The organism is Amycolatopsis sp. A1MSW2902 (assembly GCF_017312175.1).
Classification (GTDB): Bacteria; Actinomycetota; Actinomycetes; order Mycobacteriales; family Pseudonocardiaceae; genus Amycolatopsis; species Amycolatopsis nivea.
The window spans coordinates 3363563-3385058 of sequence record NZ_QJPO01000001.1 but is presented as its reverse complement, the minus strand read 5'-3'; the positions used below and the strand labels follow the sequence as shown (position 1 = coordinate 3385058).

General features: G+C 71.0%; 19 protein-coding genes. 10 read left to right on the top strand and 9 right to left on the bottom strand.

The window, feature by feature from the left end; all coding sequences use genetic code 11:
- Positions 1-40 precede the first annotated feature (40 nt).
- Entirely contained in the window at positions 41-682 is a 642-nt protein-coding gene (locus DMP23_RS15535; RefSeq protein ID WP_337821451.1) for a S1 family peptidase, read from the top strand.
- Positions 683-1032: 350 nt separating this feature from the next.
- On the opposite strand, the gene DMP23_RS15530 is transcribed toward DMP23_RS15535, so the two are convergent.
- Complete coding sequence (locus tag DMP23_RS15530; protein ID WP_337821450.1) at positions 1033-3312, bottom strand: FUSC family protein; 2280 nt, start codon at positions 3310-3312, stop codon at positions 1033-1035.
- A 56-nt stretch (positions 3313-3368) separates the two neighbouring features.
- On the opposite strand from DMP23_RS15530, the gene DMP23_RS15525 reads away from it, so the two are divergent.
- Positions 3369-3818 (top strand): MarR family winged helix-turn-helix transcriptional regulator, encoded by a 450-nt coding sequence (locus tag DMP23_RS15525; protein ID WP_337821449.1) that lies wholly within the window; start codon positions 3369-3371, stop codon positions 3816-3818.
- Positions 3819-3938: 120 nt separating this feature from the next.
- Here DMP23_RS15525 and DMP23_RS15520 read toward each other — a convergent pair whose 3' ends face one another.
- A complete protein-coding gene (locus tag DMP23_RS15520) occupies positions 3939-4472 on the bottom strand; it encodes a GNAT family N-acetyltransferase (RefSeq protein ID WP_337821448.1) in 534 nt (177 codons plus the stop codon).
- Between the two features lie 54 nt (positions 4473-4526).
- Positions 4527-6116 carry an acyl-CoA synthetase gene (locus DMP23_RS15515; RefSeq protein ID WP_337821447.1) on the bottom strand — a complete coding sequence of 530 codons (1590 nt, stop codon included), beginning with the start codon at positions 6114-6116 and terminating at the stop codon, positions 4527-4529.
- Between the two features lie 90 nt (positions 6117-6206).
- Between DMP23_RS15515 and DMP23_RS15510 the strand changes: the two genes are divergently transcribed.
- On the top strand, positions 6207-8417 hold the full coding sequence (locus DMP23_RS15510) for a serine/threonine-protein kinase (RefSeq protein WP_337821446.1): 2211 nt from the start codon (positions 6207-6209) through the stop codon (positions 8415-8417).
- Positions 8418-8421: 4 nt separating this feature from the next.
- Here DMP23_RS15510 and DMP23_RS15505 read toward each other — a convergent pair whose 3' ends face one another.
- From DMP23_RS15505 to DMP23_RS48050, 3 genes are read right to left on the bottom strand one after another with little or no spacing between them, the layout of a single operon-like run.
- Complete coding sequence (locus tag DMP23_RS15505) at positions 8422-8868, bottom strand: hypothetical protein (RefSeq protein ID WP_238605923.1); 447 nt, start codon at positions 8866-8868, stop codon at positions 8422-8424.
- Positions 8869-8921: 53 nt separating this feature from the next.
- Entirely contained in the window at positions 8922-9287 is a 366-nt protein-coding gene (locus DMP23_RS15500; RefSeq protein WP_238605922.1) for a YrdB family protein, read from the bottom strand.
- 59 nt (positions 9288-9346) lie between these two features.
- Positions 9347-10651, bottom strand: coding sequence for a lysozyme (locus DMP23_RS48050; RefSeq protein WP_443111269.1), 1305 nt, complete (start codon positions 10649-10651; stop codon positions 9347-9349).
- 662 nt (positions 10652-11313) lie between these two features.
- On the opposite strand from DMP23_RS48050, the gene DMP23_RS15490 reads away from it, so the two are divergent.
- Genes DMP23_RS15490 through DMP23_RS15475 form a run of 4 tightly spaced genes read left to right on the top strand, consistent with a single transcriptional unit; the run spans position 11314 to position 15873 of the window.
- Positions 11314-12606 carry a sugar ABC transporter substrate-binding protein gene (locus DMP23_RS15490; protein WP_337821445.1) on the top strand — a complete coding sequence of 431 codons (1293 nt, stop codon included), beginning with the start codon at positions 11314-11316 and terminating at the stop codon, positions 12604-12606.
- Entirely contained in the window at positions 12603-13589 is a 987-nt protein-coding gene (locus tag DMP23_RS15485) for a carbohydrate ABC transporter permease (protein WP_037805758.1), read from the top strand. The genes DMP23_RS15490 and DMP23_RS15485 overlap by 4 nt, the downstream gene beginning before the upstream one ends.
- Positions 13586-14416 (top strand): carbohydrate ABC transporter permease, encoded by an 831-nt coding sequence (locus DMP23_RS15480; protein ID WP_337821444.1) that lies wholly within the window; start codon positions 13586-13588, stop codon positions 14414-14416. Before DMP23_RS15485 ends, DMP23_RS15480 begins: the two co-directional genes overlap by 4 nt.
- The gene (locus DMP23_RS15475; RefSeq protein WP_337821443.1) at positions 14413-15873 is read left to right on the top strand and encodes a glycoside hydrolase family 3 protein; all 1461 of its coding nucleotides are present in this window, start codon (positions 14413-14415) and stop codon (positions 15871-15873) included. The genes DMP23_RS15480 and DMP23_RS15475 overlap by 4 nt, the downstream gene beginning before the upstream one ends.
- Before the next feature lie 69 nt (positions 15874-15942).
- Here DMP23_RS15475 and DMP23_RS15470 read toward each other — a convergent pair whose 3' ends face one another.
- Positions 15943-16593, bottom strand: coding sequence for a hypothetical protein (locus DMP23_RS15470; protein ID WP_337821442.1), 651 nt, complete (start codon positions 16591-16593; stop codon positions 15943-15945).
- Positions 16594-16610: 17 nt separating this feature from the next.
- Positions 16611-17045, bottom strand: coding sequence for an ATP-binding protein (locus DMP23_RS15465; RefSeq protein WP_337821441.1), 435 nt, complete (start codon positions 17043-17045; stop codon positions 16611-16613).
- A 252-nt stretch (positions 17046-17297) separates the two neighbouring features.
- Here DMP23_RS15465 and DMP23_RS15460 point away from each other — a divergent pair, with 252 nt between their 5' ends.
- The 3 genes from DMP23_RS15460 (at position 17298) to DMP23_RS15450 (ending at position 19005) form a co-directional block, all read left to right on the top strand.
- Positions 17298-17789, top strand: a complete 492-nt coding sequence (locus DMP23_RS15460) for a hypothetical protein (RefSeq protein WP_337821440.1) — start codon at positions 17298-17300, stop codon at positions 17787-17789.
- Between the two features lie 73 nt (positions 17790-17862).
- Positions 17863-18039, top strand: a complete 177-nt coding sequence (locus DMP23_RS15455; protein ID WP_043834367.1) for a CsbD family protein — start codon at positions 17863-17865, stop codon at positions 18037-18039.
- A 144-nt stretch (positions 18040-18183) separates the two neighbouring features.
- Positions 18184-19005, top strand: coding sequence for a GAF and ANTAR domain-containing protein (locus tag DMP23_RS15450; RefSeq protein ID WP_337821439.1), 822 nt, complete (start codon positions 18184-18186; stop codon positions 19003-19005).
- A 151-nt stretch (positions 19006-19156) separates the two neighbouring features.
- Here DMP23_RS15450 and DMP23_RS15445 read toward each other — a convergent pair whose 3' ends face one another.
- Positions 19157-21262, bottom strand: coding sequence for an ANTAR domain-containing protein (locus tag DMP23_RS15445; RefSeq protein ID WP_337821438.1), 2106 nt, complete (start codon positions 21260-21262; stop codon positions 19157-19159).
- Positions 21263-21496 lie beyond the last annotated feature (234 nt).

Below are 21496 nucleotides of genomic sequence, written 5' to 3'. Positions count from 1 at the left end.
GCGCACGCAACCAGTCTCCTGTGGACGGAAGGACCCGCCGATGTCTCGCTGCTCGCGCAAGCTGGCCGGAATGCTCGTTTTCGCGGCCGTCTTGCTGGTCAGCCCGCCGGCCTCGGCGGCCGGTGCGGCAGTGAACGGCGGCGACGCGATGTACACCGTCTCGCCGGGCCCTGGGCGCGAGCCCTACTACTGCTCGGCCGGGTTCGCGATCCTGGTCAAGGACGTCCGGTATCTCCTGACCGCGGGGCACTGCACCGAGCACGGGCTCGACTGGAAAGACATCGGGCGCAACGTGGACAGCCACTTCCCGGTGACCGACTACGGCCGCGTCGAGGACCGCTCCGGTTCCGGGCACAGCCAGGTCGATCTGTACGACGGCAGCACCCAGCGGATCCTGCGCGCGGGCACCCCGCAGGTGGGGCAACTGGTGTGCAAGAGCGGCATGACCACCAAGAAGACGTGCGGAAAGGTCTTGGGCCTCAACCAGACCGTGAACTTCGGCGACGGCAAGCAGGTCGTCGGCACGATCGCCACGGACATCCCGGTCGGGGCCGGCGACAGCGGCGGCCCGTTGTTCTACGCCGGGGTCGGGTACGGGGTGCTGTCCGGCGGGAACAATCAGGTCAGCTTCTTCCAGCCGTTGCCGCCGGTGCTCGCCGCCTACGGAGCGACGCTCGCCTGAGCGCCAATGCCCGGAGCTTAAGAAGGTGCGGCAGGCACCTTTCCAGATGCGTTCGCCAGGGTCGACGGCGCGTCCGGGGCGGGATGCGGGGCCAGCGGTCCGTGAAGGGCTCCCTGAGGGAATCAGATTCCCTCAGGGAGCCCTTCACGGACCTCAAACATCAGTCAGATGACCATCAATTGGGCATTTCGGCACCGCTGGCGTCTCGTGTGGACGGTCAGCGGGCGGAATCGGCACGGCTTAAGTTTCTGGCATTGACTCTGATTCCCGCAGGTTTCTCTCACGGACGGCAAACCCGCGCACCGGGCGGGTGTCAGCGCGGCGCGGAAACCGCCCGACCACGCTGTCCGTCACCCGCTCGGAGCCTCTCCCGGGATCCCCGCGCGGACCTGCCGGTACAGCCGCGGGACCGTCGGCGCGGGCAGCGCCGACAACCGGCGCGGGCTGGCGGATCCGGTCGCGGCCAGATCGCACAAGACGTGGTAAAGGTGGCTCAGCGCGCGCAAAGCCGGGTCTTTCGCCCGCTCTCCAGCAGCCGCCGGGGTATACGCGAACAGGGCCACGTCGGCGCGCGCCAGCGGGCCCTCCGCGGCCGGTCGACCCGTTCCCGGCGGAGCCGCGGTCAATTCCTCGACCGCCTCGGCGAGCGCGGTGCACGCCGCCACCGGGCCTTCGGGATGCCGGGTGCACGAACCGGGCGACCGCATCGCGACCGCGAGCGCCCTGCCGTGCGTGGTCAGCGCGGCGTAGAGCGACAACCGGTGCCGTAACCGGGGCGAGGTCGTGCCGCCGAGGACCGGGCGGGTCAGCGGGCGCGCGACCAGTGCGAGCTGGTACAGCCGGTGGTCGAGATCGCGGGCGAGGGCGTCGAAGTCCGCCTCTGCGCCGGGTTTCCGTTCGAGCCGGGCCGCGGCGGCGGTCAGCACCTCGTGCAGTGCGCCGAGGAGGTTGTTCCGCACCGTGCGCACCGTGTCCCGAGTGGACAATGGGGTGACGAGCAGCGCGACCAGCAGGCCGACCGCCGCGCCGATCGCGGTTTCCTCCAGCCGCAGCAGGAGCAGGCCGGGCGAGAACTCGTGCAGCACGCTGTAGAGCTGGCCGACCATGATCGTCACGAAGAAGATCATGTACGCGTACGACAGCCGGATCAGGTAGAAGCCGAAGAACATGCTCGCGCAGATGGTCGCCAGCACGGCCGCGGCGTTGCCCGCGGTCAGCGCCGCCAGGCCGATCGACGCGGCGAGGCCCACGAACGTGCCGAGCACCCGGTTGAAGCCCTTGAGGAAGGTTTCGGTGCGGGTGGCGGTGCCGGTGAACATGACGAACGCGGCCAGCACCGCCCAGTAGTAGCGGGCGTCGGACAACTGCTTGCCGGCCAGGATCGCCAGCGCGCCCGCGATCGCGCCCTGCACCGCCTGCCTGCTCACGAAATCCAGGCGGGACAACGGGTTCCACCCGGCGTGCCGGGCCGGGACCTCGCCCGCGGCCGCCGCCGAACCCGGCAGCGCGCCGAAGACCAGGCCCACCGCCGGCTGGAAATCGTCGACGGGTTCAGCCCCGGCCGCACCGGGCCGCCGCGCCCGTTCGAGCACCGGGGCCAGTTCGAGCGCGGCCGCCGCGAAGTGCCGGGCGGGCCACCACCCGCCCGCCGTGCCGCCCGTCCTCTCCGCCAGCGCGGCCAGCCGGTACGCGACCTGCGCCGCGCCCCGGTCGTCGTGCCGGGCCAGCCGGTCGGACACCTCCGCGGCCAGCACGGTCAGCCCGGAACCGCTGTCGACGAGCGCGCACGCGGAGGTCGCCAACTGGTCGAGCAGATGGTGCGCGTCGACCATCGCGCGCCGCAGCGCGGCCGCCGAGAATCCATCCGGCACCGCACCGGGTTGTGCCGACCACGCCTCGATCATCAGCGCCGCTTCGGCGATCCGCGCCTGCCGCCGCTGAACTCGCCGCCGGAGCCGCGCGTCTTGATGCGGGTCCGGGCTGCTCAGCAGATCCGCGCAGGACCGGGCGAGCGCGCGGCCCCGTGCGTCGAACGCGCGCACCACCTGGCCGAGCGTGCGTTTCGGGCTGGTGCGCAACACCGTCAGCGACAACAGCAGCACCCACGCCGACGCCACGACTACGGCGAGCAGCAGCGAAGGCAGCGTCGCGACGCTCGCGTGCAGGAACGACGCGAAAAAATAGCCCATCCAGGCCATGAAGCCGTAAAAGAAGAAAACCGGCCCGAACCGGCGGACGAACACTGCCAGGAACATCACCACGACGAAGACGACGAGCATCAGGTCCGGATGCGCGCCGACCGCGGCCCCCGGCGCCATCCCGGCCCCGAACGCGACCGGGAAGAACACCGCGGTCTTCACCTTGGTCCACGCGGGCGAGTCGCCGAGGGCCATCGACCCCATCATCGCGACCACCGCGCCGAGCAGCATCCCGACCAGCGCGCCCTTCGGATCCGCGCCGGTGAGATGCGCCAGCAGGTACTCCACCCCCAGCGCGGTGCCCATCGACACGGTCGCCGCGAGCGCCGAGCGCAACCGGCTCAGCCCCGGATCCGAGGCGGCCACCCGGTCCCGGATCTCCGTTGCCCTGGGCAGCATCCACCCCGCCTTCCCGTCCTCGTGCGCGATCACCGGTATGATACCGATATTTCCGCGACGCCTCTTCGGCTCATCGGAGGACCCGGGCCATGGACCAGCCCCCCGAACCGCTCGACGTGCTGGAACGCGCCACCGCGGTGCTGGTGCGCAATTTCGAGATGCTGCGCCGCCGCACCGACGTCTACGCCGAGCTGGACCAGGCCGAGTACCTGATCCTGCGCACGCTCGACGACCTGGGCCCCGCCGACATCGGCACCCTGGCCGGCGCGCTGGGCCTCGACCCGTCCACCGCCGGACGGCAGGTCTCGGCCCTGCTCCGCAAGGATCTGGCCGAACGCAACCCCGCCAGCGACGACCGCAGACGCTGCGTCATCACCCCGACCGACCACGGCCGCGACCTCATGCACCGCACCCGGGCCCGGCGGCGATCCACCGTCGGGGAACTGCTGGGCGACTGGACGCCCGGCGAACTCGACACGTTCGCCGAACTGCTGACCCGCTACAACAGCGCCGTCACCCGCCGCTACCTCGCCGACTGACCTCGCCGGACGACCGGCCCAACGCAATCGCGCAACCGCCGAGCGACCGGACACCCGGCGAACTCGACACCTTCGCCAGCCTGCTGACCCGCTACAACACCGCGGTCACCCGCCGTTACCTCAGCGACTGACCTCGCCGGTCAGCTGCGCGGCACCCTCGAGGTCGATCCAGAACCGATCCTCGCCCCGCTTCCGACCATCTGGCACGCCGCCGTTCGAGAGGATCACCCGTCGCGAGGGTTCGTTGTCCTCGGCGCAGGTCAGCAGGACGCGGTCGAGGCCGAGGCCCCGGCATTCCGCGAGCCCGGCGGCCAGCATCCGCGTGGCATGGCCCTGCCGCCGCCACGGGGACACCACGTGATATCCGATGTGCCCGCCCGCTTCGGCGAGTTCGGCGGTGAGTTCGTGCCGGACCACCAAGGTGCCCAGGTAGTACTCGCCGGAGACGTACCAGAAGATCGTGGACGGCACTCCCCACCGCTGCCGCACCCCGCGCCGGGCGGCGACGAACCCGGCGAAGTCGTCGCTCGCCTCGTCCAGCCATTCGGTGGGGCGGCTTTCGAGCAAGCAGTCAGCCTGCTCGCCGACGAGGTACGACGTCCGCACCGCAGTCGTGGGCAAGACGAGACGCGGCGGTTCGACGAGACGGATCATCGGCCCAGTCTTCCTGCCGGAAGCCCGCCGCACAGCTCATTTTCGCACCGAGCGTCACGCCTGCGCGAGGTCCGCGTGCCCTTCCCGCAGCGCGCGCTTCACGATCTTCCCGCTCGGGTTCTTCGGCAGCGCGTCCACGAACACCACGTACTTCGGGCACTTGTACCCCGCCAGGTGCTGCCGGGCGTGCGCGAGCACCTCGTCCTCGGTGAGCGTGGCGCCCTCGCGCGGCACAATCGCCGCGGTGACCGCTTCGATCCAGTGCGGGTGCGCGACGCCGAACACCGCGACCTCCGCGATCCCGTCGAGCAGGTACAGCGCTTCCTCGACCTCGCGGCTCGCGACGTTCTCGCCGCCGGTCTTGATCATGTCCTTCTTCCGGTCCACCACCGAGAGATAGCCCTCTTCGTCCAGCACGCCGAGGTCGCCCGAGTGGAACCAGCCGCCCTCGAAGGCCGCCGCGGTTTTCTCCTCGTCCTCGTAGTAGCCGAGTGTCGCGTGCGGACTGCGGTGCACGATCTCGCCGACCTCGCCGGGCGGCAGTTCGCGGCCGTCCTCGCCGACGATCCGGGTTTCGACGTTGATGGACGCCCGGCCCGCCGAACCGGCTTTCGCGAGTTGTTCGTGCGGGCGCAGAATCGTGGCGAGCGGAGCCATTTCGGTCTGGCCGTAGAAGTTCCACAGCTGCACGTCCGGCAGGCGGCGCGCGAGTTCGCGCAGCACCTCGGCGGGCATCGGCGACGCGCCGTAGTAGCCCTTCCGCAGGCTCGACAGGTCGGTCGTGTCGAACGCCGGGTGGCGCAGCAGCGAGATCCACACCGTCGGCGGCGCGAACAGCTTCGTCGCGCGTTCCCGTTCCACCGCGGCCAGCAGCGCCGCCGGGTCCGGGCCGGGCAGGATCACGCTCGTCGCGCCGAGGTAGACGTCGACCGACAGGAAGCAGTCCAGCTGCGCGCAGTGGTAGAGCGGCAGCGAATGCACCTCGATGTCGTCGCCGGTCATGCTGCCGTCGATCGCGCACGACACATATTGGGCGATCAGCGAACGGCTCGACAGCAGCACGCCCTTCGGCCGCGATTCGGTGCCTGAGGTGTACATCAGCCGCAGCGGGTCGTCGTCCGCCACCAGCACCGCGGGCGCGGTTTCGTCGCCGGGCTCGTCGATCCAGTCCGCGACGCTCTCCCATTCGCCGCCGCTGCCGCCGATCCGGGCCCGCAGCGCGTCGGTGCGGCCGGAGCGCTTCAACGCCTCCGCGGCGGTGTCGAGCAAGGCGTCCTCGGCGATCAGCCCGGACACCCCGGCGTGGCCGAGGATGAACGCGACCTCCTCCGCGCCGAGCATGAAGTTCACCGGCACCAGCACCACGCCCAGTTTGGCCGTGGCGAACACGAGCACCGCGTACTCCCAGCAGTTGCGGCTGAGCAACGCGAGCCGGTCGCCCTTCGCGAGGCCGCGCTCGGCGAGCCGGTGCGCGCAGCGGTTGACCGCCGCGTCGAACTCGCGGTAGGTCGCGCGGCGCTCGCCGGAGACGATCGCGAGCTTGTCCGGCAGGCGCAACGCGGTGCGCCGCAGGAGATCCCCGACGGAATGCTGGCGGGCGTGCTGGATCGCTTCCGCCGTTTCGGCGCTGAACGGGCTCGGCATAGCGGGAGTCTCATCCACCGGCGCGGCGCGCGCAAGCAGGACCGGCGGCGGCCCTCGGTAGGCTCTCCGGCACCACCCGGGGAGGGGCGCGTGGACGAGACCGAAGCACCGACGCTCGACCGGCCGGACATCACCGGCCGGCTGCCCCGGTACCGGCTCGTCCGCCAGCTCGCGCGCACCCGGATGAGCGAGGTCTTCGAGGCGGCCGACACGACGGACGGGCGCGCGGTGGCGCTCAAGGTCGTCGGGCCGGAGTTCATGGCCGTGCCTGGATTCCGCACCCGGTTCGAGCGCGAAACCCGGATCGCGCTCGAGCTCGAGCACCCGAACATCGTCCCGGTGCTGGACGCCGGGTTCACCGAAGACGGCTACCTCGGCTACCTCGCGATGGAGTACGTGCGGGGCACGAACCTCGCGCGGACGCTCGCCGACCGGGGTCCGCTGTCCTTCAAGGAGACTCTCGGCATCGGCCGCGAGATCGCCGCCGCCCTCGACGCGGCGCACGACCGGCGGCTCGTGCACCGGGACGTCAAACCCGGCAACATCCTGCTCGACGCCGACGGCCACGCGTACCTGTGCGACTTCGGCATCGCCCGCCAGCTAGACCTCACGCAGCTCACCGCGACCGGCGCGTTCCTCGGCACGGTCGGCTACGCCGCGCCCGAACAACGCCAGGGCAAACCGGCCGGACCAGCGGCCGACGTGTACTCGCTCGCCTGCGTGCTCTGCGAATGCCTGGCCGGCGCTCCCCCGGGCCACCACGCCGAACTCGGCCACCCCGGCGTGCGCGCCCTCCGCCGGTCGCTCAGCACCGATCCGGCCGCCCGGCATCCGACCTGCACCGCGCTGGTCGAGGACCTGGTCGCCGCCGAACGCTGGGACCGGCGGCGCCGGTGGCTGCTGCGCGCGGGAGTCCCGGCGGTCGCCGCGGCCGGGCTGCTCGTCGCCTCGCTGACCACCGGTGCCCTGTCCGGGGTGGACGACGCCACGCTCGCCCGGATGCCCGCCGCTTTGCGGACCGACTGCGCGACCGCGGACACGCCCGTCTCAGGCGCGACCGCGACCGTCACCTGTCACGACCCGTCCGGCCGCGCCGCGACGACCGCGCTGTACGCCGACCAGAAACAAGCCTCCGACGCCTACTCCGCCTTGCTGTCCCGCGCCGGCGAGACGGCCGGGCAAGGAGACTGCGCCGTCGCTTCGGGGGCCGAACATCGTTACCCGGCAACTGGTCCCGCCCGCGGCCGCGTGTTCTGCCATGCCGGAGGCGGACAGTCCATGGTGGTCTGGAAGGACGACGCCGCTCGCGCGGTCACCACCGCCACAGCTTCGGCGAACGACGACGCCGCTCTGCGCGCAGCCTGGGTCGGCTGGACCGGGGCGCGGGCATTCCCGACCCCGGACGAAACCGCCCTCACCGAGATCGCCGCCGGGAACAAATGCCACCGCGCGGCACCAGCGGATCTCGGCAACTACCCCGGAGCCATCGCCGGAATCACCTGCACACCACGCGGGACCGGCGCCCGCGACGTGTCCTACTACCGTTTCCCCGACACCCGGACGCTGCGCGCCAGCTTCGACGGTCTCGTCACCGCCGCGAAGGCGCCGAGCGGGAAACCTTGCCCGGGCGCGTCGCCGAGCACCACTCGTTTCGACTGGCTGAGCGTCGACCTCGGCCAGGTGCTCTGCCGTCCCGGCCGGGAAGGCACCGTCGCGATCGACTGGAGCCTCGACTCCTTCCACGTCCTCGGCCACGTCGCCGGCCCGAGCCCGGAAGGCACCGGCGGCTGGTGGACGCAATGGCATCTCGCGCCGCTGAGCCGGATCGTCGCGCAGGTCAACCGCGAGTCCTCCCCCGCGTTCCCGACCCCGGCCGAAAACGCGCTGCTGCACCGGATCCCGCCCGCCTCGCGGATCAACTGCGTGCGCCCGTCCGCGGACCAGCGCTGGCAGGACCTCGGCGCGGTGCAAGCGGACGCCGCTGTCGCTTGTGGACAGACCAGCGGCGCCGGACTGGTCGTCTACTACCAACTGCCCGACGCCGCCACGATGAACCAGGTCTTCAACAGCACCCAGACCACCGAAAAGGCGTGCACCGACCAGCCGCCCGATTTCGCCGCCGACCGCCCGTACGCGCGCGGCGGCCGCACCGGACGCCTCGCCTGCGCGACCCTCCGGCCCAGCGGCGAGCGCTATCTCAAGTGGACGGACGACCAGTCGGGGATCCTCGCGGTCGCGCACCGCGGCACCGAGCCGTTCGCGATGATCGACTGGTGGAACCACGACTCCGGCCCGTCCTGAGCGCTCAGCCCTCCACGGAGCCGCCGATCGAGGCCGACCCGGTGACGTTCCCGTGCCCGCCGCTCGCGGTGTGCACGGATTCCTTGCCGTCCACGACGGAGTACATGTCCACCTGGCCGCTCGCGCCGGAATAGGTGATCTCCAGCGTCCACTGGTGCGGTTTCCCGTCGGCGGGCACGGTGAGCGACTGCCGCCACGGCATCTTCACCTGCCCGGTTTCCTTGGTGACGCCGTCCAAGGTGTAGGTGATCTGTTTCAGGGAACCGGAACCGGTCGCGTTCAGCACGAGCGTGTGCGGCTGGCGATCCGGCACCTGTTCCTTGACCGGCGCGGCGGAAGAAGACGACGGCGCGGGCGCGGGGGCCGGGGCGGGGCTGCCAGAGCACGCGGTCAGTGCGGCGAGGAGCGCGACCGGCGCGAACACCGTCCGGGCAGCAGTGCGAAGTTCCATGCGCGCACCGTACTGATCCGCGGCCGGGACCGGTCCCCGCTCGGGAAATCCGCTCAGCCGTCTTTCGCCCACACCCGCACGGCCACCGCGACCGCGATCCCGGCGACGCCGAGCACGATCCCCGCGACCAGCAGCCCGGACGCGATCAGCCCGAGCGCCGCGGCCGCGAACAGCGCGACCTCCAGGAAGAACCGGGTCGGCTCCGGACTGCGCCGCTTCGCCTTCGGCGCGATCACGAGCCCCCAGATCGCCGCCGCCAGCGCAGGCCACAGCACCGCGGACAGGATGTTCAGGAACACGTTCCCGCCCAGCCGCGCGCCGGCGACCGCGAGACCGGCGAGCAGCGCCAGTTCGGTCAGGAAGCGGATGGCGAGCACCGCGCCGGGGAAACCGCGCGATGCGGGTCGAGTGGTGGTCACGCCGCGAAGCCTAACGGCCGGGCCCGCGCTCCGTGCGCGGAGTGCGGACCCGGCCGGAATCAGCGTCGCGCCACCATCCGGGACAACGTCATCAGGATCGCCCCGAACACCAGCAACGCCGCACCGAACACCGCGAGCCGCGGCGTGCTCACCCCGGTCTTCGCGAGCGCCTGCTGCTTCGGCTGGCTGGCTTCCGGCGCGGAGGTCTGCGTCGGCTGGCTCGTCGTGACCTTCTGCGGAGCCGAAGCCTTCGGCGTCACCTTCGCGACCTCGTGGACGCGGGCGGTGAGCGAGTCGGCGTGCTTGGCGTCCGAGAGCGACCCCGGCGGGTTCGCCTGCTTGCCGCCCGCCCAGACGAGACCGCTGATGTCCTTCTTCGCCGCGGTCGACGAGGTGGACGCGGGTGGCTTCGTCGCCGAGGACGTCGGGCTGCTGGACGTCGTCGGGCTCGCCTTCGTCGTGGTGCTCGGCGAAGGCGACGTGGTGGCCGAACTGGTCGGCGTCTTCGTCGGAGTCTTGGTCGCCGAGGACGTCGGCGGCGCGCTCGTCGTCGGCTTGGCCGACGTCGGCGGCTTCGTCGAGGTGCTCGGCTTCGGCGGCACCGGGGCCTCGCTCTTCGGGGCTTCGCCGCCAGCGAGCTTGATCAGCTGCTCCATCGACCCGTTGAACGAGTCCTGGTCGCCGGGCTTGTTGCCGGAGTCGGAGTACTGCCAGATCGTGTAGTAGCGCCAGCCCGAGGGCAGCGGGCCCGCGCTTTGCGCGTACCGGGCGATGAACAGCGGATGCGTGTCGCCGAACGCCGCCGAGTTCCCGGTGCAGGTCTTCCACCAGTCGGTCGTGGTGTAGAGCATCGGCCAGCGCGACGTTTTCGCGTGCAGCCGCTCGGAGAACGACTTCACCCACGACACCATCGCCGGCTTGGACAGGCCGAAGCAGGTCGAGCCGTAGGGGTTGTATTCGATGTCCAGCATCGGCGGCATGGTGCGGCCGTCCGCGGACCAGCCGCCGCCGTGCGCGACGAAATAGTCCGCCTGGGTCGCGCCGTCGGACACGTCCGGACGCGCGAAGTGGTACGCGCCGCGGATCATCCCGACGTCGTAAGAACCGTTGTACTGCTGCGCGAAGTACGGGTTGCGATACCCGGTGCCCTCGGTCGCCTTGACGTACGCGAAGCGCGCGCCCGCGTTCCAGGCCGCTTTCCAGTCCACATTGCCCTGGTGCCCGGACACGTCCATGCCCGGCACCTCGGCAGGCGCTGCCACCGCCTGGGGCGCGTGCAGCAGCCCCAGCGCACCGGCGGCAGCCACCGCTGCCGCCGCGACGACCGCACCCGCCCGAGCCGCTATCCGCCCGGAGCCCGTCATCCTCTACTCCCTCTTCTTTTCCCGCCCTGGGAGCGCTCCGGCCGTCCGCCTCTCTTCCCCAAGAGCGGCACCGGATCACCTGGGCGAGCCCCAGTGTGTGTGACACGCGGGACGCCTGTAAACCACTGGGAGTGATGTGACGCGTGGTACACAAGAGGTTTTCCGAGGTCACCGGGGGTGCGCCCGGCCCGCGCCGGAATGAAACTCACCCACCCCGGGTCACTGTCGGCGGCGATTCCGGCACTCGTAGCAGCGGGTGATCACGCTCGGCCGCGCCGGAGAGGCTGGACCGCCCGGACCGGACAGCGGCCGCCCCGGATCCGAAGTCTTGTCGTCGCGCAAGGGCCGAAGGTCGTTCGCCCGGAACTGTCCGAGACCCGCCCGCGGCGCGCGACACGCCCGGCCCGGCGAGCCGTTCACGAACAAGTCCCCCGCGCCGGAAACCCTTGCCCGCACTGCGGAAATCGCGTTCTACCAGCACTTTTCGCGCCAGCGTCGGTAATCGCCCGGACACACAGCGTCAACCAGGCGGATGTCTTCGCAACATCTTGGCAACCGGCTTGACACCGGCTGTGGTCCGGACCACCCTGCAGGACATTGGTCTACACCATTTGTCATTCAGCCCCGGTCGCCGACGACCGGGCACCGAAAGGACGAGACACGTGAAGCGCTGGCTCATGCTGGCGGCGGGAGCCGCCGCCATCACGCTCGCCACGGCCGGCTGTGCCGGTTCGGGCGGGAGTGAGAACGCCTCGAGCGCTGGGGGCGCGCAGGACGGCAAGCTGACGGTCTGGCTCATGACAGGCTCCGCGCCGGACAGCCTGACCGCCGCCCTGAACAAGGAATTCGAAGCCGCCCACCCCGGCGTCAAGGTCGACTACCAGATCCAGCAGTGGAACGGCATCCAGCAGAAGCTGACCACCGCGCTGGCGAGCGACACCCCGCCGGACGTCATCGAGGTCGGCAACACCCAGACGCCCGCGTTCGCCGCGCAGGGCGTGCTGGCCGACCTCTCCGGCGACGTCAACAACCTCAACGGCGGGCAGTGGCTCGCCGGGCTCAAGGCGTCCGGCCAGTACGACGGCAAAACCGTCGGCGTGCCGTTCTACGCCGCCAACCGCGTCGTCATGTACCGCAAGGACATGTTCGAGCAGGCCGGCATCGCCCAGCCGCCCGCCTCGAACGACGAATGGCTCGCCGACATCGCCAAGCTGAAGACGAAGTTCGGCAGCGACCCGCAGTTCCAGCCGCTCTACATGCCGGGCCAGAACTGGTACGCGCTGTCGTCGTTCATCTGGGACAACGGCGGCGACATCGCCAAGGCCGAGGGCAAGTCGTTCAAGTCGTCGCTCAACACGCCGGAAGCCAAGGCGGGCCTCGAGTTCTACAAGAAGCTCGTGGACTCCTCGGGCACCACCGCGCCCAAGGACAACGACGAGGCCACGCCGCAGCAGGCGGGCATCTACGGCGCGGGCAAGGTCGCCATGTTCATCGGCACCCCGAACGAGGTGGCGACCGCCGCGAAGACCGACCCGGGCATCACCGCCAAGACCGGCGCGTTCCCGATCCCGTCGAAGACCGCTGGCCAGACCGCCCCGGTGTTCCTCGGCGGCTCGAACCTGGTCGTCCCGCTCAACAGCAAGCACCAGGACCTCGCCAAGGACTACCTGAAGCTGCTGACCAGCACCAAGTACATGACGCAGCTCGCCGCCGGCGGCTACGTGCCGGGCACCTCCTCCGACGTCAGCGCCCTGGACAAGGACCCGCTGGGCGCGGTGATGGCGAAGGCGTCGAAGAACGGCCGCGCGATGCCGGCCAGCCCGAAGTGGGGCGAGGTCGAATCCGGCCAGAACCCGCTGAAGGACATGCTGACCGCGTACCTGACCGGGAAGAAGACTCTCGACCAGGCGGCGGCCGACGCGAACACGGCCCTCGACAAGATCATCGGCGGATGACCGCGACGAAGGACAAGCCGATGCCGGCGGGGGCGACCCCGCCGGCATCGGCGCACGTCGGGGCGGCGCGGAAGCGGGGAAGCGGCTGGTTCAGCGAACGGCTCATGCCGTACCTGCTGATCCTTCCCGCGCTCGCGGCCGTGCTGGTGCTGCTCGGCTGGCCCACCGTCCAGATGCTCGGCATCAGCCTGCGCCAGCTCGACCTGCGCGAGCTGGTGACCGGCAAGATGGTGTGGATCGGCTTCAAGAACTACACCGACGTGCTGTCCGACCCCGAGTTCTGGGCAGTCGCGCTCCGCACGATCCTCTTCACCGGCGCGCTCGTCGCCGGGACCCTGCTCGTGGCGCTGCTGATCGCGGTGCTGATGCGCCACCTCAACCCGGTGCTGCGGATCTTCGTGCAGGTTTCGCTGGTGCTCGCGTGGGCGGTGCCGGTCATCGCCACCACCACGGTGTTCCAGTGGATCTTCGACCAGCAGTACGGCATCCTCAACAAGACGCTGGACCGGCTGGGCTTCCATTCGTTCATCGGGTACTCGTGGTTCTCCACCGGCACGAGCACGCTCGTGGTGATCGGGCTGCTGGTGCTGTGGCAGGCCGTGCCGTTCGTCGCGTTCACGCTCTACGCGGGCCTCATCGGCGTGCCGCGCGAGCAGTACGAGGCGGCGGGCATCGACGGGGCCGGGCCGTGGCAGACGTTCCGCGCGGTCAGCTGGCCCGCGATCCGGCCGATCCTGACGATGGTCACGTTCCTGTCGATGCTGTGGGACTTCAACATGTTCGCCCAGGTGTGGGCCATCCGCCAGGGCGGCCCGGACGGCGCGAGCACGACGCTGGCGATCCTGCAGTACCTCAAGGGCATCGCGGGCAGCCACTTCGGCTCCGCCGCGGCCATCGCCACCATCATGCTGGTGCTGCTCCTGCTGGTCACCGGCCGGTACGTGCAGCTGCTGGTCCGGACCAAGGACGGGGAGATCGCATGAGGAAGTCCCTGCCCGCCCGGGTGCTGGTGTCGGCCGCCGGCATCCTCGTGGCGCTGCTGTTCCTCTTCCCGACGTACTGGATGTTCACGACGTCGCTGAAGACGCCGGGCGACGTGCTGTCGCCGAAGTACGACCTGATCCCGACTTCGGCGACACTGTCGAACTTCGCTTCGGCGCTGACCAAGCCCGGGTTCGTCACGTACCTGAGCAACAGCCTGATCGTGACGCTCGGCGCGGTGCTGGCCGCGCTGGTGGTGGGCGTGCTCGCGGCGATCCCGCTGGCGCGCTTCCGCTTCCGCGGCCGCAAGGGGTTCCTGCTGCTGATCCTGGTGGCGCAGCTGGCCCCGCTCTCGGCGCTGTTCATCCCGATGTACCTGCTGATGCGCGACATCGGGCTGCTGAACACGCTGCCGTCGCTGCTGCTGGTGTACTTCGCGACGTCGCTGCCGTTCACCGTGTGGATGCTCTACGGGTTCGTCAACGGCATCCCGTACGACCTCGAAGAGGCCGCGATGATCGACGGCTGCAGCCGGGTCGGCGCGTTCCGCCGGGTCACGCTGCCGCTGCTCGGGCCGGGACTGGTCACCACGTCGGTGTTCAGCTTCATCACCGCGTGGAACGAATTCCTGTTCGCCCTGGTGTTCATGCGCGACCAGTCGAAGCAGACGCTGCCGGTGTGGCTGTCGTCGTTCAAGACGGCGTTCTCGATCGACTGGGGCGGCGTCATGGCCGCGTCGGTGATCTACGCGATCCCGGCGGTGATCTTCTTCCTGATTGTGCAACGGAAACTCGTGTCCGGCATGACCGCCGGCGCGGTGAAGGGATGACGGTGGCTGACCTGTCCGAAACCCGCCGGCTGGCCGAAGCCGTTCTGCTGCCCGGATTCGCCGGGACCACGGCGCCGGACTGGGTGCGCCGCCGGCTCGCCGAGGGGCTCGGCGGCGTGATCCTGTTCGGCCGCAACGTGGTCGACGACGAACAGGTCGCCGCGCTCACCTCGGCGCTGCGGTCCGAGCGGGACGGCGTGGTCGTCGGGATCGACGAGGAGGGCGGCGACGTCACCCGCCTCGACGTCGGCAAGGGCTCGTTCGTGCCCGGCCCGCTCGCACTCGGCGCGGCCGGGGATCCGGAGCTGACCGCGTCCGTCGCGGCCGCTCTCGGCGAGCGGCTCGCCGCGTGCGGGGTCACGGTCAACCTCGCGCCGTGCGCGGATCTCACGCTCGCGGCGGAGGATCCGGGCATCGGCGTGCGGGCGTTCGGCTCGGACCCGGCGGCCGCCTCGCCGCACGTCGCGGCGTTCGTGACCGGCATGCAGAAGTACGGGGTCGCCGCGTGCGCGAAGCACTTCCCCGGACACGGTGCGGCGACCGAGGATTCGCACCTCTCGCTGCCGGTGCTGCCGCGAACCGCCGCCGAGCTTCGGGAGGTGGAACTGGTTCCGTTCGCCGCGGCGATCGAGGCGGGCGTCCGGACGGTCATGTCCGGGCACCTCGTCGTGCGCGAATGGGGCGAGGAACCGGCGACGTTCAACCGGACCGCGCTCGTCGACGTGCTGCGCGGCGAACTGGGGTTCACCGGTGCGGTCATCACCGACGCGTTGGAGATGGGCGCCATCTCCGGGGCGTACGGGCGGCACGACGGGATCGGCGAGGCTTCGGTCCGGGCTCTCCTGGGCGGCGCGGACGCGCTGTGCCTCGGCGGGGCCGCGTTCGACGCGGAGACGCTGGACCGGACTGCGGAAGCGATCGTCGCGGCGGTGACCGAGGGGCGGCTTTCCTTGGCGCGCTTGGCCGATGCCGCGGCCCGGACCGCTTCGCTGGGCTCCTCCCCCGCTCCCGCCGCGGTGCAGCCGGTGGACTACTCGCTCGGCCTGTCCGCCGCGCGGGCCGCCTTGCGGATCACCGGCACGCCGCGGTTGGCCGGCCGGTCGCTCGTGGTGGACGTGCAGACCGAACCGGGCATCGCCGCCGGGCCGATGCCGTGGGGGCTGGGCGCGCATCTGGCGGAATTGGTTCCGGGAACCCGGACGCTTTCGGTGTCCCCGGACGACGTCGCGACGGTGGTGGCCGAAGCCTCGTCGGTCGACAGCGTCGTGGTGGTGACCCGGGAAGCGCACCGGCACCCGGCGGTGCGGGAGTTCCTGGCCGGTTTGTCCACTGTGGACTACACCCGGGTCGAGACCGGAGTGCCGGGGCCGGAAGCCGGTGCCGCGCCGCGGATCGACACGTTCAGCGGCTCCTACGTGAGCCTGCGGGCAGCGGCGGAGTATCTCGCCCGCGCCTGACGCGGTACGTGAGGGGAACCCTCAGGGAATCACCGTCCCTGAGGGTTCCCCTCACGAACTTTCGCGCGGTTAACCCCTGCCGCGCCAAGGGGATCCGGCGTCCGCGCGGAACGCGCTGCTCCCGGGTTCCAGGTCGAGGACGTCGAGCAGGCTCTGGTCTTCGTCGATGGCGTGGTGCAGATGGCCGACCTTCGCCGTGCCGTGGTCGGGCTCGGAAGCGCCGGAGAGAAGCCAGACGCCGTCGGCAGCGACGTGCCGGACGTGCAGAATCGGCTCCTGGCGCTCGAAAACCTCGGCGGTCTGGACGCAGGGCGTTCCGAGCAGCCAGTGCAGCAGCCACCACGCCCGCCGGTCGCGCTCCACGACCAGATCGGCGACCGCCCAGACGAACGGCAGGTCCGGGTGAGCGCGCGCCTGGTCCGCCGTCAGGTCCGGACCGCCTTCCGGAACGCGTTCGAACGGGTCGTCGGTCAGCGAGAAGGCGTGCCCGTCCGCGTTGTCGAAGATGACCGCGTGAAAGGTCCCGCCGCCGGGGTTGCCCGCGCCGATCCCGACCGACAACCGCGCGACGTGCGGGTCCGCGCCGGTCGTCCAGCCGAGCGCGTACGAAGCCAATTCTCCCCGCGGTCCCACGAACTCCCCGAACGCCCGCCGGTCCATTCCCGTGACCGCACGGGTCGGCGCCTCGAGCAGCGCCCCCTCCACCACTTGGATGTCCACTGCCGCAACATAGCGGATCAGAGGGCCAGTTCGGCCCAGACGGTCTTCCCGCCTTCCCGAGGCGTCTGGCCCCAGCGCACAGCGATCGCATTGATCAGCGCCAGTCCGCGTCCTCCGCCCTCGTACCCCTCCCGGTAGCGAGCGAGGACCGGAAGCGAATCGGACACCTCGATCAGGAGCCGGTCTCCGGGCAAGGACAGGGCCACAGTGCACGGAGGACGGGCGTGCCGCATCGCGTTGCAGGCCATCTCGTCGAGCACGAGGCGCACGTCCGCCACCGCGTCCGCGTCAGTGTGCGGGCGGTGGCCGCGCACGAACGCCGCTGCCTGGTCCCGGATCCCGCGCAACGTCGTGGAATCCTGCGTCAGCATCAGGTCCAGTCGCGGGATCGCGCCCTCCGGCGACGCGGCGCGCGCGGGCAAGCGGCTGGGCCGGAACTCGTCCACACTCATCGCTTGACCTCCTCTCGGCCGTACTGCGCCTGTCCGGGGACAGGTACCCGCGCGACGTCGTGCCAATCTTTCGGCGCTGCCCGCGAATTCCGCGGCGATTTCCCGGCAGTTCTCCGGAACTGGATACCCGCGGAGCGGAGGCGGCAAACCGGAATCCCGGGAATGGCGCGCGAAGTCGCCCGCCGCGCAGTTTTCCCGGCCCGGTTCCGCGCTTGCCGTGCGGGGTTTCGTGTGCTGTGCCACCGTTTTTTCATGACTGACATGCCTGCTTACCCGTCCCCTTCCGCCGGAACTCCCGCCGAAGCCCTGCCGCGCCCCGCGGTGATCACGGGCGCTTTCTGGGCGTTCGTCGCCGCGACGCTCGTCGGATTGGCCGGAGCCGTGTTCCTGTTTTTCGCGCATGACGCGCTGGCCGACGCGATGCGAAGAGCGAACGGGCAGAACGCCGCGCGTCTCACCGACGCCCAGATCGACCAGGCGGTCACGATCGGGATCGTCGCCGGGGTCGTGATCGCGGTCGTGATCGCGTTGCTGCGCCTGCTGTTTGCGTTCAAACTCCGCGCGGGCCGCAACTGGGCGAGGATCGTGCTCACCGTGCTCACCGCGCTCCAGGTGATCTCCCTGCTGGCCGGGCAGAGCACGGTCATCGGCTACGTCAGCACCGCCCTGGCCGTGCTCGGCGTGGTCCTTTCCTTTCTGCCGGAAGCCAATCAGTACATCGCCGCCGCGAAGGCGCCTCGCTGACCGCGCGGCCGGTTTGCGCACTGTCTTCAGCGGGTAGCCGGGGAATCCCCGGACACGAAGAGAGGCATCGACGATGAGCGACACCGCCGGACACAAGGCCGAGGAGCTCAAGGGCAAGGCCAAGGAAGCGCTCGGCAACGCCACCGGGAACGAGCAGTGGCAGGCCGAGGGGAAGGCCGAACAGGCCAAGGGCGCGCTCAAGCAAGCGGGAGAAAAGGTCAAGGACGCCGCCAAAGGCGTGAAAGACTGACCCGCGGCACCGATCGGCGGCCGGGACCGCGGTTCCGGCCGCCGCTTTGTGTCCGCCTCTTCCTCCAGACCCCCGGTCCGGTTTCGCGGCCCGGTAAAGTCCGTCGGTGCGGCCCGGTGGCGGGCGGCGCACAAGGAGGCCGGGGTGACGGACACCGACACGCAGACCGATCAGGGCTGGGAAGCCGACCGGGTCGCGTTCTGCGCGGAACCGGCCGTCGACGGCTGGGCCCGCAGCGGCGTGGCCCTCGAAGGCCCGCTCTCCCGGCAATTCGGCACGCTCGCGCAGCTCCTGCTCGACGCGGACTCCCTGCACGAGGCGATGGAGCGCGTGGTGTCCGCCGCGCTGCGGATCGTCCCGCAAGCCGATCTGGCCAGCATCACCCTGCGGTCGTCCGACGGCGGGTTCCACACCCCGGTCTGCACCGACCCGACCGCCGAGGAGCTGGACCGGATCCAGTACCAGACCGGCGAGGGCCCGTGCCTCGAGGCCGCCCGGCACGAACGGCCGGGACACGCCTTGACCAACAACCTTCCCGAGTCGGACGCCTTTCCTGAATTCGGCGTGCGCGCCGGACGGCTCGGGTTCGGCTCGCTGCTGGCCACGACGCTGCTGCCGGACGCCAAGTCCGACCTGCCGCCCGGCGCGATCAACCTCTACAGCCGCGAGCCGGGAGCGTTCGACGACGACGCCGTCGACAGCGCGCTCATCCTGGCTTCGCACGCCTCGCTCGCCCTTTCCGGATCGTCCGCGCACACCGCGGCCGCGCTCAAGGAGGTCCACCTCAAGCGCGCCGTCGACAGCCGCGACCTCATCGGGCAGGCCAAGGGCATCCTGATGAACCGGCGCGGGGTCACCGCCGACGCGGCGTTCGACATCCTGCGCCGCACGTCCCAGGACCTCAACGTCAAGCTGGTCGAACTCGCCCGCACGGTGACCGAACGGCACCGCGAACTCGACCTCTGACTCCCGCCGGTTTCCGTCTCGGTCCGTCCGGCTCGCGTGAATTCCCGGCGAACGGGTAGCCGAGGACCAGGGTCGGACTCCGGCGCGCAGGAGACCGGGACCTAGGTTCCGCCGGTCGAGACCCGAGGCCGGCGGAACCGCCCGGAAACGGTCACTCCCGTTCGAGTTCGCCGTGGCGGCCGGTCAGAGTGCGGGCCACCTCGACGAGTTTCACGTTCAGGTCCTGCGAAGTCCGCCGCAGCAGGTCGAACGCTTCCTCCGCGGTGAGGCCCTCCCGGTTCATCAGGATGCCTTTGGCCTGCCCGATCACGTCCCGCGTATCGACGGCTCGCCGGAACTCGGCGCGGCGCAGTTCGGCGGTCTTCCGCAGGTGCGTGTTCGCCAGCGCCAGCGACGCGTGCGTAGCCAGCAGCAGGGCGATGCGGCGGTCGGTCTCGGCCAGGCTGTCCGGGCGGCGCGAGTAGACGGTCAGCGAACCCGCCGTCCGGTCGAGGCCGGGTGCTGCCGGGAGTTCGGTGGAGAACGCCGCGCGGCAGCCGAGGGCGCGCGCGGCGGCGGTGAACCGGGGCCATCGGGCCTCGGCCGCCAGGTCCGCGCTCGCGACATAGCTCGGGCCGTCCGCGCGGGCCGCCTCCACGCAGGGGCCTTCCCCGTCGCGGTACTGGATCCGGTCCAGCTCAGCGGCGGTCTTCCCGGTCCGGGCAGCGGTGGAAAAGCGGCCGTCGGGACCCAGCACTGTGACGCTGACCCAGTCCGCTCCGGCGACCGCCGCCGCGGTCGCTTCCACGACCTGGCGCAGCACGTCCGCGACCGAGTTCGCGGACAGCAGCATCCTGCTCAGCGATTCGAACCGGTCCGCGGCGTCCGGCCGGGCGCGATCAGCCGCACCGGATTCGCTTTTCACCGCGATCGCCGTCCGAACGAAGCTCCGGCTGCCAGGGAAACGAACTTGCTCGGCGGTGTCCCGGTGCAGCGTCGACGACGGCGACTCGCCGTACGCGGTTCGGTAGTGCGCGGCGAACACACTGGGCGCGTAGCCCCATCGGGCCGCGATCCGGGCGACGGTGTCCTGCTCCGGCACGGCGGCGCGCAGTTCCGCCCGGGCGCGGTCGAGACGGGCCCGGCGCAGGTAGGCCATCGGAGTCGTGCCGAGATGTCTGCGGAAGGCCAATTGCACCGCGCGCGCCGAGACCCGGGCTGCCGCGGCGATCTCCGCGATGTCGATCGGCCGGTCGAGATTGGCTTCGATGAAGGAAATCGCGCGGCGGAGCGTCTGCGAATGGGCGTCGAGCCCGTCCCCGGTGCGCTCTGCGGAGGCCGTGTGGGGGAATGCGTTCAGCACGGCTATGGCGAGGTAACGCGCCGCCGTCGCCACAGCCAGCGGATTCTCCCCGACGCCGGGCACGCCGAGGACGTCGTCCCGCAGATGCGCGACGGTGGACCGCAGATGTTGGGCGGCGCTGGCGTCGACCGGCCGGTGGCCGAGCAGCCGAACCGGCCGGTCGACGCCAGCGGCCTGGCTCAGCAGGGTCGGATCCAGCATGGTGATGCTGCATTTGGCCCGAGCGATCCGCCCGGTGTAGGGCCGGTCCGGGGAGTAGGACACCAGATCCCCCGGGCCGAACGTCTCCGCTTCCGGCAAGCCGTCCACGCGATGGTCCTCGATCGTGCCCGATTCGACGTCGCAGAGGCAGATCGTGCCCAGCGGCTCGACGGAGTAGCTCATCTCGAAGGACAGGTCGAGCCGGTCGGCGCTCAGCCCGTCCACCGCGTGCCTGCGGATGTGCGTGCCCGCGTGTCCGGTGTCGCTGCCGATCCGCATCGGCGCGTACGCGCTGCTCAGGAACGCTTCGGTCCGGCTGAGATCGTCACTGTCGAAGGCGAGCGACCGCACCGCGCCGCTCGCCGCGAACGGCTGCCGGCCGTCGCCGGGTTCGGCCAGCGCCTCCGCCAGCGACGCGGCCCGCCGGACGGCCGCGCCCGGATCAGCGCTGTCCAGCGTCGTGGCCTGGCCCGGCGCCGCCACCAGCACGCAGTCGCGATCGCGGGCGAACGAGACCAGCGCCCGGGCCAGCACCGCGGTCAGCGGCCTGATCCCGCGCAGGTCCACCACCAGGCGCGGGCCCGGTGCGACAGCGCGGCCCGCCGCGTGCAGCGCCTCGACGATTTCGGCCGAGTGAGTCTTCGCGAGCCGGTCCGGCAAGGTCAGCACCACGGCATCCCCGAGCTGCCGAGGGGCGATCTTCAGCTCCGTCACGGCAGCCGCACGACCACGCTTCGCCCGAAATCGCCCGGATCGGGCTTGGCCGCGCATCTCTGCGCCGGACGGGATGCTCGGCTCTCGGCGGTCGCCACACGCACTCCTAGGAGCGGGCCGGACCGGGCGCAGGGCGCGCCTCAGCCAGGGAGTTGTGGACGCTGCCTGCTTAACGCACCGAGGAAAAAGCCTACCCGGCACGATCTTCCGCCGGAGCGGGGCACGCCGGAACCG

What these genes read in the sequence shown, in the direction of transcription:
- DMP23_RS15535 (WP_337821451.1), top strand. Translation starts at nt 41, where the DNA reads ATGTCTCGCTGCTCGCGCAAGCTGGCCGGAATGCTCGTTTTCGCGGCC.
- DMP23_RS15525 (WP_337821449.1), top strand. Translation starts at nt 3,369, where the DNA reads ATGGACCAGCCCCCCGAACCGCTCGACGTGCTGGAACGCGCCACCGCG.
- DMP23_RS15520 (WP_337821448.1), bottom strand. Translation starts at nt 4,472, where the DNA reads ATGATCCGTCTCGTCGAACCGCCGCGTCTCGTCTTGCCCACGACTGCG.
- DMP23_RS15515 (WP_337821447.1), bottom strand. Translation starts at nt 6,116, where the DNA reads ATGCCGAGCCCGTTCAGCGCCGAAACGGCGGAAGCGATCCAGCACGCC.
- DMP23_RS15505 (WP_238605923.1), bottom strand. Translation starts at nt 8,868, where the DNA reads ATGGAACTTCGCACTGCTGCCCGGACGGTGTTCGCGCCGGTCGCGCTC.
- DMP23_RS48050 (WP_443111269.1), bottom strand. Translation starts at nt 10,651, where the DNA reads ATGACGGGCTCCGGGCGGATAGCGGCTCGGGCGGGTGCGGTCGTCGCG.
- DMP23_RS15485 (WP_037805758.1), top strand. Translation starts at nt 12,603, where the DNA reads ATGACCGCGACGAAGGACAAGCCGATGCCGGCGGGGGCGACCCCGCCG.
- DMP23_RS15480 (WP_337821444.1), top strand. Translation starts at nt 13,586, where the DNA reads ATGAGGAAGTCCCTGCCCGCCCGGGTGCTGGTGTCGGCCGCCGGCATC.
- DMP23_RS15475 (WP_337821443.1), top strand. Translation starts at nt 14,413, where the DNA reads ATGACGGTGGCTGACCTGTCCGAAACCCGCCGGCTGGCCGAAGCCGTT.
- DMP23_RS15465 (WP_337821441.1), bottom strand. Translation starts at nt 17,045, where the DNA reads ATGAGTGTGGACGAGTTCCGGCCCAGCCGCTTGCCCGCGCGCGCCGCG.
- DMP23_RS15460 (WP_337821440.1), top strand. Translation starts at nt 17,298, where the DNA reads ATGACTGACATGCCTGCTTACCCGTCCCCTTCCGCCGGAACTCCCGCC.
- DMP23_RS15455 (WP_043834367.1), top strand. Translation starts at nt 17,863, where the DNA reads ATGAGCGACACCGCCGGACACAAGGCCGAGGAGCTCAAGGGCAAGGCC.